General features: G+C 32.3%; 13 protein-coding genes, 4 tRNA genes and 1 riboswitch. Of the genes, 11 read left to right on the top strand and 6 right to left on the bottom strand.

Annotated elements, in window-relative coordinates; translation table 11 throughout:
* Positions 1-78 precede the first annotated feature (78 nt).
* The 4 genes from HMPREF2586_RS11605 (at position 79) to HMPREF2586_RS11590 (ending at position 445) form a co-directional block, all read left to right on the top strand.
* Positions 79-152: transfer RNA gene (locus HMPREF2586_RS11605), tRNA-Gly, on the top strand.
* Between the two features lie 10 nt (positions 153-162).
* A tRNA-Asn gene (locus HMPREF2586_RS11600) sits at positions 163-237 on the top strand.
* Between the two features lies 1 nt (position 238).
* A tRNA-Glu gene (locus HMPREF2586_RS11595) sits at positions 239-310 on the top strand.
* A 46-nt stretch (positions 311-356) separates the two neighbouring features.
* Positions 357-445: transfer RNA gene (locus HMPREF2586_RS11590), tRNA-Ser, on the top strand.
* A gap of 263 nt (positions 446-708) precedes the next feature.
* Here HMPREF2586_RS11590 and HMPREF2586_RS12905 read toward each other — a convergent pair.
* Entirely contained in the window at positions 709-879 is a 171-nt protein-coding gene (locus HMPREF2586_RS12905) for a hypothetical protein (RefSeq protein ID WP_164987238.1), read from the bottom strand.
* Positions 880-1,246: 367 nt separating this feature from the next.
* On the opposite strand from HMPREF2586_RS12905, the gene menE reads away from it, so the two are divergent.
* The gene (gene menE / locus HMPREF2586_RS11585) at positions 1,247-2,635 is read left to right on the top strand and encodes an o-succinylbenzoate--CoA ligase (RefSeq protein WP_070658756.1); all 1,389 of its coding nucleotides are present in this window, start codon (positions 1,247-1,249) and stop codon (positions 2,633-2,635) included.
* 12 nt (positions 2,636-2,647) lie between these two features.
* Positions 2,648-3,652 (top strand): o-succinylbenzoate synthase, encoded by a 1,005-nt coding sequence (menC, locus tag HMPREF2586_RS11580; protein ID WP_070658754.1) that lies wholly within the window; start codon positions 2,648-2,650, stop codon positions 3,650-3,652.
* Here the strand turns inward: menC and yidD are convergent.
* Positions 3,649-3,885, bottom strand: coding sequence for a membrane protein insertion efficiency factor YidD (gene yidD, locus HMPREF2586_RS11575; protein ID WP_064208800.1), 237 nt, complete (start codon positions 3,883-3,885; stop codon positions 3,649-3,651). The genes menC and yidD overlap by 4 nt on opposite strands.
* A 61-nt stretch (positions 3,886-3,946) precedes the next feature.
* On the opposite strand from yidD, the gene ytkD reads away from it, so the two are divergent.
* The gene (ytkD, locus tag HMPREF2586_RS11570) at positions 3,947-4,456 is read left to right on the top strand and encodes an RNA deprotection pyrophosphohydrolase (protein WP_070658753.1); all 510 of its coding nucleotides are present in this window, start codon (positions 3,947-3,949) and stop codon (positions 4,454-4,456) included.
* On the top strand, positions 4,413-5,216 hold the full coding sequence (locus HMPREF2586_RS11565) for an alpha/beta hydrolase family protein (RefSeq protein ID WP_176745333.1): 804 nt from the start codon (positions 4,413-4,415) through the stop codon (positions 5,214-5,216). Before ytkD ends, HMPREF2586_RS11565 begins: the two co-directional genes overlap by 44 nt.
* Before the next feature lie 26 nt (positions 5,217-5,242).
* On the opposite strand, the gene pckA is transcribed toward HMPREF2586_RS11565, so the two are convergent.
* The gene (pckA, locus tag HMPREF2586_RS11560; RefSeq protein WP_070658751.1) at positions 5,243-6,832 is read right to left on the bottom strand and encodes a phosphoenolpyruvate carboxykinase (ATP); all 1,590 of its coding nucleotides are present in this window, start codon (positions 6,830-6,832) and stop codon (positions 5,243-5,245) included.
* Between the two features lie 156 nt (positions 6,833-6,988).
* Positions 6,989-7,101: riboswitch (SAM riboswitch) on the top strand.
* Positions 7,102-7,212: 111 nt separating this feature from the next.
* Here pckA and metK point away from each other — a divergent pair.
* The 3 genes from metK (at position 7,213) to HMPREF2586_RS11545 (ending at position 10,702) form a co-directional block, all read left to right on the top strand.
* Complete coding sequence (gene metK, locus HMPREF2586_RS11555; RefSeq protein ID WP_064208803.1) at positions 7,213-8,409, top strand: methionine adenosyltransferase; 1,197 nt, start codon at positions 7,213-7,215, stop codon at positions 8,407-8,409.
* Between the two features lie 95 nt (positions 8,410-8,504).
* Entirely contained in the window at positions 8,505-9,413 is a 909-nt protein-coding gene (locus HMPREF2586_RS11550; protein WP_046207605.1) for a nuclease-related domain-containing protein, read from the top strand.
* 452 nt (positions 9,414-9,865) lie between these two features.
* Positions 9,866-10,702 (top strand): aldo/keto reductase, encoded by an 837-nt coding sequence (locus HMPREF2586_RS11545; RefSeq protein WP_070658749.1) that lies wholly within the window; start codon positions 9,866-9,868, stop codon positions 10,700-10,702.
* Between the two features lie 78 nt (positions 10,703-10,780).
* Here HMPREF2586_RS11545 and HMPREF2586_RS11540 read toward each other — a convergent pair whose 3' ends face one another.
* Genes HMPREF2586_RS11540 through HMPREF2586_RS11530 form a run of 3 tightly spaced genes read right to left on the bottom strand, consistent with a single transcriptional unit; the run spans position 10,781 to position 11,865 of the window.
* Entirely contained in the window at positions 10,781-11,137 is a 357-nt protein-coding gene (locus HMPREF2586_RS11540; RefSeq protein WP_046207603.1) for a fluoride efflux transporter FluC, read from the bottom strand.
* Positions 11,134-11,499, bottom strand: a complete 366-nt coding sequence (gene crcB / locus HMPREF2586_RS11535) for a fluoride efflux transporter CrcB (protein ID WP_046207602.1) — start codon at positions 11,497-11,499, stop codon at positions 11,134-11,136. Before crcB ends, HMPREF2586_RS11540 begins: the two co-directional genes overlap by 4 nt.
* 60 nt (positions 11,500-11,559) lie before the next feature.
* Complete coding sequence (locus HMPREF2586_RS11530; protein WP_064208805.1) at positions 11,560-11,865, bottom strand: hypothetical protein; 306 nt, start codon at positions 11,863-11,865, stop codon at positions 11,560-11,562.
* Positions 11,866-11,905: the final 40 nt, after the last annotated feature.

Below are 11,905 nucleotides of genomic sequence, written 5' to 3'. Positions count from 1 at the left end.
GAAGTGGTTAACGCATCGGATTGTGGTTCCGACATTCGTGGGTTCGATTCCCATCAACCGCCCCATAATCGTTATCAAGCGGGTGTAGTTTAATGGCAAAACCTCAGCCTTCCAAGCTGATGTTGTGGGTTCGATTCCCATCACCCGCTCCATTCAAATTAATCCACAGTAGCTCAGTGGTAGAGCTATCGGCTGTTAACCGATCGGTCGTAGGTTCGAGTCCTACCTGTGGAGCCATGGCCCCGTGGTCAAGCGGTTAAGACACCGCCCTTTCACGGCGGTAACACGGGTTCGAGTCCCGTCGGGGTCATACAAACAGAAGTGAAATATCGCTTCTGTTTTTTTAATTCTATATTGGAGAGTTGTCCGAGTTGGCCGAAGGAGCACGCCTGGAAAGTGTGTAGGCGCCACAAGCGTCTCGAGGGTTCGAATCCCTCACTCTCCGTTAATTCTATAAAACCCGTTATACATCGTTATTTAAAACGTTGATATAACGGGTTTTATATTTATCGATAACTTTGTTGGATACTATAGATGAATTTTGATGTTTTCTAAGTTATTGTAATACAATAACTTAGGGAACAAACTGCGTCTTAATTTCTAATATTTGGTATTGTGATTAAGGGATTATGAGCCATCTTAGGACATCGTTCTATTTATTATAAGTGTAACGATCTTTCGTTATTTGATGATTGCGTTAAACAAATATTATTGTTTGTCAATTTTAATTGCAATATCTTCTAATTTATCTCTTATTTCTTTTAGAGTATGGCTTTCTGAAAAAGTGAAATGAAACGGAGTATTTTTGTTAGTTTTTGCATATATCGTTATGAGGTCGTAGTACAAGCCTTGCTCAATTTCGTATTTAATAAATTTCATTTTATTGTGATCTCCTTCATCATATATATAAATAAAAACGTTTATCTTTCTTCTTATCTAATATGGTGTAAGTAAACGGAGAGTGAGGGATTCGAACCTCTGATGCCTTAATAATCTATTATGATAATGAAGAGTCCTTCTACAGATCATGTTTTTATGTGTTTATAATTAGTTGAAACGAAGTCATTTTTATTATCATATCACCAAAATTCATCGCATACAACTTAAATTTTGACTATTTTACAAAAGAAATGTAAACAAATAGTATAAATATGAATTTATGGTAATAGTAACTAATAAAATGCACTAACACTGTTAAATCAAAGTAAAAACGTTATAATAGTCTTTGAGATGGAGGAATGACAGATTGGAATTTTGGTTGAAAACGCAAGCAAAACAAAATGGAAATAAAGTATTTATTGATGATGGTCTTAATAAAATCACGTTTGCTTCAATGTATTACGAAGCAAGCCGTTTAGCTTATCAAATAAAACAGTTGAAGAAAAAGCGCATAGGAATATATATAGAAAATCATATTGAATCTATTACTTTGATTAATGCGTTGTGGCTAGCAGGTGTTGAAATCGTGATGTTAAACACGCGTTTAACCAAAGAAGAAATACAAAACCAGTTGCATTCTATTGAAACTGATACAGTAATTACTACTACCAATTTAACGTTACAAGATATAGTCATAATTGATTTTGATGTATTGAAACGTGAAGTTTCTAATAATACTTATGAAGCTATATTCAATATGGATCAAATTGCTTCTATTATGTTTACTTCTGGAACAACAGGACCACAAAAAGCTGTTCCTCAAACATTTGGCAACCATTATGCAAGTGCACTGGGTTGTAAACAAAGTCTAGGGTTTAATCAAGACACAAAATGGTTATCTGTATTGCCTATTTATCATATTTCTGGATTAAGTGTCATAATAAGAGCGCTGATTCAAGGTTTTACAGTACGTATTGCAGCGAAGTTTAATTCACATAGGATGCTTGAAATAATAGAAAAAGAATTACCAACGCATGTATCATTGGTTCCTCAAACTTTAAAATGGTTAATGGATGAAGGGTTGACTCAACCGTATAATATTCAAAAGATATTATTAGGCGGGGCTAAGCTTTCTAGTACATTGATTGAAAAAGCTTTGAAATTAGGATTGCCGATTTACAATTCATTCGGAATGACTGAAACATGTTCCCAATTTTTAACAGCATCGCCAAGTATGTTAGCTGAGCGCTATGATACCGTCGGAAAACCAAGTGAAAATGTTTTTGTGAAAATAAAAGAACCGAATAACCAAGGACATGGAGAACTACTTATCAAAGGTGACAATGTTATGAATGGATACCTATATCCTGAAGATTTAATAGATACGTTTGAAAATGGTTATTTTAAAACGGGAGATATTGCTGAAATAGATGACGATGGATATGTAATGATTTATGACAGACGTAAAGATTTGATCATTAGCGGTGGCGAAAACATATATCCATATCAATTAGAATCTGTAGCAAAACTACACGAATCAATTACTGATGCAATGTGTATCGGAGAGCATGACAGCACGTGGGGGGAAGTACCTTATTTATATTATGTTTCAAAAACAAAATTATCCAATGAAACATTAATCGAACATTTTAAATCACATATAGCGAAATATAAAATCCCAAAATATTTTAAACAAGTAACAGAATTACCTTATACATCAACTGGTAAACTACAACGAAAACATTTAAAAAATTAGGCGTGAAAATTTATGAAATTGAGCGAAATGAAACTTTATATTTGTAATAATGATTTTAAACATTCAATTATTACTCCTAAGGTAAAATTGGACAAGCGTAAAGCACTTATTATTGAATTTATTACGGATAAGCAGAAACATTATTTTGGAGAGTGTAACGCTTTTGAAACAGACTGGTATGATGATGAAACGATAGAAGTAGTTTATGACCAAACAATAAAGTGGTTTGAATCTTTTAAAAATATTGAGTTTGAATGCTTTTCGGAAGTTCAAAACGCGCTTCAATGTTTGGAAAAATATCCAGCTACACGAAGTATGATTGTGATGGCCTGTTATCAAACTTTTTTCCAATTAGAGACGTTTAATGTGCCTTATGGTGCCACGGTTAGCGGCCTAACGGATAAACAAATTAAGGACTTAAAAGTCACACAACCACAACGCATAAAAATAAAATGGTCGGAAACGATTTTAGAAGATGTTAAGCGATTGCAGAGATTGCTATTTAAACCTCAAATTGTCATTGATGCCAATGAATCTGTTAGAGATAACGAAGTTGAGAAAATCATGTTACTTTCAAGCAGTGAAATTCTTTATTTAGAAGAGCCTTTTAAAGATATAGAAAAAGTAAATCAATTTAAAGATACGGAATTACCACCTATAGCTATTGATGAGAAAGCAGTATCTTTGAAAACAATTTTATATTATATTGAAAATTATAAAATCGATGTTGTCATATTAAAACCATTTAGACTCGGTGGTATTGATAAAGTCATGGAAATCATTGAAATATTAGAACAAAAAGATGTGAAATTTGTCATTGGCGGTATGTATGAATATGGTTTAAGTCGTTATTTTACTGCTTTATTAGCAAGATATACAACTTATCCAAGTGATATTACACCACAAGGTTATTATTTTGAAAATGATATTGTAGCACATTCAGGCATATTAAAAAGAGGTTCAATTTATTTTGAACCTCCTTTAGTAAACAAAGATAATTTAATGCAGATTGATTAATGTTTATGCTTTTTATCTTTTTTTAAAGGTACTGGATCAAATCCACCTTTGTGGAGTGGATGACATTTTGAAATACGTTTAACACCTAACCAAGTACCTTTAAAGGGTCCAAAAACTTCAATTGCTTCTCTAGTATATTCAGAACAAGTGGGGTAAAAGCGACATGTAGCTGGTGTCATAGGAGAAATGAAATGTTGATATATATAGATAAGTCCTAGAAAGATTTTTTTCATAAAATTTTGCCTCCAACAATTTACATAGCAATGACAGTTTAACATATATAAAGGGAGTTTGATGTTTGTGAAGTTTAAAGATAAAGAAAATGATGATGTCTATTTATCATTTAAGGATGAAAATGACATACCAGATGCTGACCATGTCTTAGTTATTCCAATATATCAAGGACAATTGCTTTTTACCAAACATAAAATAAGAGGTATAGAATTTCCTGGTGGCAAAAGAGAAGCAGGGGAATCAAGTGTACAAGCGTGTGATAGGGAATTGTTTGAAGAAACAGGAGCGCTTATTAATTTTAAAGATAGACATTATATTGCTCAATATTGTGTTAATCGTCAAAATGGCACACCTTTTACAAAAGATGTTTTCATGGTTAAAGTAGATCGATTACAAACGAAAAATGATTATTTAGAAACTGATGGGCCATTAATTTTCAATAGTATCTCAGATATTTCAGAAGCATATAAAAGTTATTTATTGAAAGATGCTGCAATTTTAAAATGTTTAGAGAGAGTGATCGAGCTTGGATTTTATTCACAGAAAAAGAATGCCGATAGAAGTACCTGACCATATTTTTGATGAAGTCACTTATGAAGTGGATGAGATTAATGTTAGAGGTTTATTAATGCAACCACATAAAAGTGTAAAAAGAATAGTTATATATTTGAGAGGTGGTAAAGGACAAGTTGGTAAAGTAAGAGCAGGACGTTTAATGCAATTTTCAGATGCTCAAACACTTGTATTTGGACCTTATTATAGAGGTAACAATGGTAGTGAAGGTAAAGATGAATTTTATGGTAGGGATTTAAATGATGTAACCGTGGCTGTTCGAATATTAAATGCAATGTACCCTGATGCATATATTCATATGATAGGATTTTCCAGAGGTGGATTACAAGGTCTGCTTACATTTCAAGATTTACCAGTTACAAGTTTTATTATTTGGGGTGGTGTGTCTGATATTCACCTCATGTATGAAGAAAGAATTGATTTAAGAGGTATGTTGAGAAGGATGATCGGACATCCAAAGAAACAAGCAACAGCATATAAGCAAAGGGATGCGATTGCTAATATACACGCCGACAGTCCACCTATACTTATTGTACATGGTGGTACAGATAAACAAGTTGGGATTCACCAAGCCTATTATTTGGAAACACAATTGAAACATATTGGCTCGACTTATCAAACATTTTATCAAATGGATGAAGATCATGTACCAAGGCCATTTGCAATGAAAACAGCGTTATATACAGTTAAACAATGGATGGATAAAGTAGAAAAAAATAAAAAAATTACTAATAAAGCACATGGGCCACAATTATAATGTAGTCCATGTGCTTTATTAAGTATTTATTTAAAGCCACCATTTTGTGCTAAATCTGAAACTTCATCACCAAATTTTTCGAAATTATGTTTAAATCTGTCGATTAAATCTTGAGCTTGTTCTCTATATGCCTCTGGCTTACTCCAAGCATTTATTGGATTTAGTAGTGTTTGAGGTACGTCTTCAACTTCCACTGGTATATTTAATCCAAACATATCATCTTGAATATATTCTGTATCTCTTAGTTGTCCAGTGATTGCTTGATTAACCATTTGTCTCGTATAACTTAAACTAATACGGCGTCCTGTACCATATTTACCACCAGTCCAACCGGTATTCACTAAATAAACATCCACATCATGTTTATCAATTAAGTCGCCTAGTAAATCTGCATAAACTTTAGCATGTAAAGGTAAGAAAGGTGAGCCGAAACATGTTGAGAAAGATGGTTCTGGTTCAGTGATACCTCTTTCTGTTCCTGCAAGTTTAGCTGTGAATCCACTTAAAAAGTGATACATCGCTTGATCTTTGCTAAGTTTTGAGATAGGAGGTAAAACGCCAAAAGCATCAGCAGTAAGGAAAATAATCGTATTTGGATGTGCTGCTTTGGAAGGTGTAACGATATTTTCTATATGGTTGATTGGATAAGCGGCTCTTGTATTTTCAGTGTAATAGTTGTCATCAAAGTCGACATCGCCTTCTTCATCTACAACAACATTTTCTAAAATTGTACCGTATTTAATTGCTTCATATATTTGAGGTTCCTTTTTGTAAGAAAGGTTGATTGCTTTTGCGTAACATCCACCTTCGATATTAAAGATACCATTTTCATTCCAACCGTGTTCATCATCACCGATTAATTTTCGAGTTGAATCTGCTGAAAGTGTTGTTTTTCCTGTACCAGAAAGTCCAAAGAATAGAGCTACATCACCTTTTTCACCAACGTTTGCGGAGCAGTGCATACTCATTATATTATCTTTAGGCAGTAAGTAGTTCATTACGGAGAAAATACCTTTTTTCATCTCACCAGCGTATTCAGTACCGCCGATTAAAATGACCTTATGTTTAAATGAAGTAATAATAAATGTTTCTGAATTTGTGCCATCTATATTTGGATCAGCTTTAAAATAGGGTGCTGATACAATCGTAAAGTCAGATTTGATTTCTTCTGCTTCTTCTTTTGTTTCAGGACGAATAAACATATTTTGTGCGAAGAGATTATGCCAAGCCAATTCGTTGACAACCGTTAGTTTGAGTTGTGAATCTTTATCGCTACCTGCATAGCCTTTAAATACATATAATTCATCTTTTTCATTTAAATAATTTAATACTTTATCATATAATTTTAAAAATGTGTCTTCTTCAATAGGTTGATTGATATTTCCCCAATCAATATCATCTCTGTATGATGGTTCATTAACAATAAACTTATCTTTCGGTGAACGACCAGTATATTTACCCGTTTTAGCGTTAATTGCACCTAGTTCGGTTAGTTCTCCTTCATTATTATTAAGAATTTTCTTATACAACTGTGTTGTAGATTGTTGAAATAATGAAGACTTCTTGTCCAAAATGTTTTGAACTTTTTTTGTGTAAGTGTATGTATCTACCGCCATACTATATCCCTCCAACGCTATTAAATTAATGTAAGCCTTTACAATTACAGAGTATAACACATATGATTGATTAGTCCACACCATTTTTAAAGGAATTTAAATAAATATCAAATTGACATTAGTACTTAGTTTCGGTACTATAGTGATTAACGGATTCTCTTATCCTGAGTGGCGGAGGGACATGGACCCAATGAAGCCCAGCAACCTCTTCTTACAACGAAGAAAGGTGCCAAACCGTTTGCGGACAAATAGCGTCTGAACGATAAGAGCGAATGGACGTATAAGGGCCTTCTCTCTATTCATATAGTGAAGAAGGCTTTTTTTAATGAGCTCAATAAAAGAGAATTTTCGTAATCAAAGACAAAGGAGCAAGTTAATTTATGACTTATAATAGAAGATTATTTACTTCAGAATCGGTTACAGAAGGTCACCCAGATAAAATCGCTGACCAAGTGTCTGATGCAATTTTAGACGAAATATTGAAAGATGATCCTCATGCGCGGGTTGCTTGTGAAACTACCGTGACTACGGGTATGGCATTAATTTCAGGAGAAATTTCTACAGCTACATATGTAGATATCCCTAAAGTTGTAAGAGAAACAATTAAAAACATCGGGTATACACGTGCTAAATATGGTTACGATAGTCAAACGATGGCAATATTAACAGCTATTGACGAGCAATCGCCTGATATTGCACAAGGCGTCGATAATGCATTAGAATATCGTGATAATTTATCAGAAGAAGAAATTGAAGCAACTGGTGCAGGTGACCAAGGTTTGATGTTTGGTTATGCGACAAACGAAACGGATACTTATATGCCGTTACCAATATTTTTATCTCATCAATTAGCTAAACGATTATCAGATGTGCGAAAAGATAGTATTTTAAAATACTTGCGCCCAGATGGAAAAGTTCAAGTAACGGTGGAATATGATGAACAAGATAAACCACATCGTATAGATACAATTGTCGTTTCAGCTCAACATGCGGAAGACATTACTTTAGAACAAATTCAAGCTGACATCAAAGAACATGTCATATACCCAACAGTACCGGAAGGATTAATTGACGATAATACAAGATTTTATATTAATCCAACTGGACGATTTGTAATTGGCGGGCCTCAGGGTGATGTTGGTTTAACTGGTCGTAAAATTATCGTAGATACATACGGTGGTTATGCACGTCATGGAGGAGGTTGCTTTAGCGGTAAAGATCCTACAAAAGTAGATCGTTCAGCTACTTATGCTGCGCGTTATGTAGCCAAAAATATTGTAGCAGCTGATTTAGCGGATAAATGTGAAGTTCAACTCGCATATGCCATTGGAGTGGCTGAACCAGTATCGATTGCAATAGATACTTTTGGAACAGGAAAAGTAAGTGAAACAGAACTAGTAGAAGCAGTTAGAACTCACTTTGATTTAAGACCAGCAGGCATTATTAAAATGTTAGATTTAAAACATCCAATATATAAACAAACGGCAGCGTATGGTCACTTTGGAAGAACAGATATACTGTTACCTTGGGAAAAATTAGATAAAGTAAATTTATTAAAAGATAGCGTAGAAATATAAGCGTGACGTAATTAATTTTTTAAACTTTACTATCGAATGATGAACTCATATCTATTATAATTAAGTTACTGAACACATAAAGGAGCGTTGTTGTTATGAATTCATTTGGCCCGATGGAAATTGGACTAATCGTGGCAATTGTCGTAGCAGTTATTTGTTTGATCTTATTTTTAGTTGCTTTGAAAAGTAAGAAAAAAGCACAGCAGACCATTGAGGAGCAATACAAAACAAGAGAACAAAAACTTAGCGATGAACATGATGAAGAGTTAGAAAAAGAAAGAATTGAAAATAAAAAGCAAGTTACTAAACAAAAAGAGGACTATGAAGCTACAGTAAATGCTAAAGAGCAAGAAATAGATGCATTAAAACTTTTCTCTAAAAATAAAAGTGAGTATGTAACGGATATGAGATTAATTGGTATTCGTGAACGCTTAGTTAATGAAAAACGTATTCGTCCAGAAGATATGCATATCATGGCAAATATTTTCTTGCCGAAAAATAACTTTAGTGATATACGACGTATAAGTCATTTAGTACTCACACGTACTGGACTCTATCTCATAGATTCACAGTTGTTAAAAGGTCATGTATTTAATGGCATTAATGCTAACCAATTCAAAGAACAACCGATGATGGAGCAAGTGTTTGAAACGTTAAACCTTGACAAACAAACGGCACAAACCTTAGTTATGGACCAAAATGATGACAAAGATTCTTTATCATTTGTAAATTATACGAATTATTTAAATGAAATTGAAAAACTAGCTGGTGAATTACAAACAGAATTAAACTTGAAATTCACACCGACATCAATTCTTTATTTTAATCCTAAAGATGAAGGTGCTGTGACAATTTCAAATTATGCACAAAGTACTAATTCTAAAGTGCTAGTTGGACCAGAACAACTTGATGAATACTTTAATAAGTTTGTTTTTCATGGTCGTATCCAGTACAATGTTGAAGATTTACAACGTGTGATGGATGAAATTGAAACATTTAACTAATTAAGTATCAAGAATATAAATCTTGTTATAATAGCTCATAAATGAATTTTTTCGAAAATTTATTTATGGGCTTTTTTACTTGTATTTTATAAGTGTGAACTTACTTTTCTACGAGCAAACTTTAATATAAATTATCTGGTTTGATTTGCCTATCAAAATATATGTATCTAAATTGCTATTTATTAATGTTATTCTAATTCTATATAATACCAATATATGTATAGGTCATTAAACAATAGGATTAAAATAACTTAACAAATGTGTTTTTGGTTTAGGAAAAGAATCGAATTTTTTTTAGAAGGTTATGACTATAGCTATTTGTTAAAAGTCTATATCTAAGTATATAAGTAATTTATTTAGACAAATTATTTAAAATTTAGGCATTTTAATTTAATTGTTTGATAAATTTGATTATTATTATAGATAGTTTAATAGTAAAGGGGAGTTTAAATTTGGAATTTGTAACATTTTATAATGGTAATGAAATGCCAATCATAGGCTTAGGTACTTTCCGAGTTGAAAATAACGATCAATGTAAGGATGCAGTAAAACATGCAATTGAAAATGGGTATAGACATATTGATACTGCAATGATATATGATAATGAGGAAATGGTTGGACAAGGCATTGCAGAAGGATTATCATCCACAGGATTAGATAGAAGTGATCTTTTTGTTACATCCAAATTATGGCTTGATGATTATGGTCGCAGCAATGTAGCGGAAGCTTATGAGACTAGTTTAAGTAAGCTAGGATTAGACTATTTAGATTTATATTTAATGCATTGGCCAGGCTTAGATGAAGCATTGATGATAGATACTTGGCAAGGTATGGAAGATTTGTATAAAAATGATAAAGTTAAGAATATTGGGGTTAGTAACTTTAATGCAGAACATTTAGAAGCATTACTTGCTCAAGTTTCAATTAAACCTGTAATTAACCAAGTTGAATTTCATCCTTATCTCACACAGTCAGAATTGAGAAGATATCTTGAAGTTCAAAATATACACGTAGAATCCTGGTCACCATTAATGAATGCACAAATTTTGGAAGATGCTACAGTTAAGTCAGTAGCATCAGAAATAAATAAAACACCAGCACAAGTTATAATCAGATGGAATATTGAACATGGAGTTGTAGTGATACCTAAATCTGTCACACCATCTAGAATTGAAGAAAATTTTAATGTATTTGATTTTGAATTAACTAAAGAACACATTGAACGGTTAGACAGTTTAAACGAAGATAAAAGAATTGGTCCTAATCCATCAGAGTATAGTGGACACTAATAGAGTAATTATATTTTGAATAAGACTGTAAATATAGTAGATTATAACTATATTTACGGTCTTTTCTTTTTATGTAAGTTAAATCATAAAATATCCTAATAAACATGAAATGAACGCTACTACATATTGTAAAATTGAATAAATAATAAAATGAAATATCTGTTTGTTTGGTGTTAACATTTGAACTAATTCAGATGATAAAGTTGAAAAAGTAGTTAGTCCACCAAGAATTCCAACAATTAAAAATGTGTTAATCCAAGTAACGTTTAAAGTCAGTCCCATGCATAGACCAATCAAAAAACTACCTAAAATATTTACGACAAGTGTTGCAATCGGGTAAGTACTATTAATTCTATTGTTAAAGAAATTAGTAACAAATGCACGAATAACTGCGCCTATTCCGCCACCTAACATAACTAAAAAAAACTGAGTCATGATAAACGCGCCCCCATTCTAACTCCAATATAACAAACCAATATACCTATGATATAGCTGAGTAAAGCATAGGTTACTAACATTACATATGCTTGTTGTTGTAATAATCCAACAAGTTCGAATTGAAACGTTGAAAAAGTAGTCAGTGCACCAAGTAATCCAGTAGTTATACCTTTTTTGAGTAGTGGATTGTTTCTAAAATACTGTATCGCTAAAGACCCTAATAAGCCCATTAAAAATGCACCTATGATATTCGCAAAAAATGTGCCAGTTGGAAATCCTTCAGTACTATTAAAAACAGATAATAAATAGCGAATGAATGCGCCAATGGCACCGCCAACAAAAATATATAAATATTGCACTATGATATCTTCCTTTCAAAAAAATAAACTACAAAAGTAGTATAACTTTTGTAGTAGGATTTAGAAAATAATACCAAATGTTGAGAGAGAAGCAATAATATGAATTGCTATCACAATTAATATTATATAAGGTAAGATTTTGCTAACTGGACGAATCCAGTCTGAATCTTCATGTAAATTTTTAATAGATTTATCAGAAAAGATAATAGCAAGTATTAAAATAATAGCATTGATAATACTACAAACAAAAATGAGTTTAATCATTGAATTAAAGTGCATATTTAATAGAGGGTTTCTAGTATTAAAATAAAAGCTAATTATAATTAAAATGCATGATAAATAAAAATAAAGTTTTGAACGTGCCATAATAACCTCCTAATGCAATTTATTAAGTTATAATACCATA

The organism is Staphylococcus sp. HMSC034G07 (genome assembly GCF_001835975.1).
GTDB classification, from domain to species: domain Bacteria; phylum Bacillota; class Bacilli; order Staphylococcales; family Staphylococcaceae; genus Staphylococcus; species Staphylococcus ureilyticus.
The sequence above is the reverse complement of the archived record's forward strand: the minus strand, read 5'-3'. Positions and strand labels throughout refer to the sequence as shown.

Coding starts and splice junctions, on each gene's coding strand:
- HMPREF2586_RS11550 (WP_046207605.1), top strand. CDS start 8,505: ATGAATTCATTTGGCCCGATGGAAATTGGACTAATCGTGGCAATTGTC.
- HMPREF2586_RS11530 (WP_064208805.1), bottom strand. CDS start 11,865: ATGGCACGTTCAAAACTTTATTTTTATTTATCATGCATTTTAATTATA.
- HMPREF2586_RS11540 (WP_046207603.1), bottom strand. CDS start 11,137: ATGACTCAGTTTTTTTTAGTTATGTTAGGTGGCGGAATAGGCGCAGTT.
- HMPREF2586_RS12905 (WP_164987238.1), bottom strand. CDS start 879: ATGAAATTTATTAAATACGAAATTGAGCAAGGCTTGTACTACGACCTC.
- metK (WP_064208803.1), top strand. CDS start 7,213: ATGACTTATAATAGAAGATTATTTACTTCAGAATCGGTTACAGAAGGT.
- pckA (WP_070658751.1), bottom strand. CDS start 6,832: ATGGCGGTAGATACATACACTTACACAAAAAAAGTTCAAAACATTTTG.
- yidD (WP_064208800.1), bottom strand. CDS start 3,885: ATGAAAAAAATCTTTCTAGGACTTATCTATATATATCAACATTTCATT.
- menC (WP_070658754.1), top strand. CDS start 2,648: ATGAAATTGAGCGAAATGAAACTTTATATTTGTAATAATGATTTTAAA.
- ytkD (WP_070658753.1), top strand. CDS start 3,947: ATGTTTGTGAAGTTTAAAGATAAAGAAAATGATGATGTCTATTTATCA.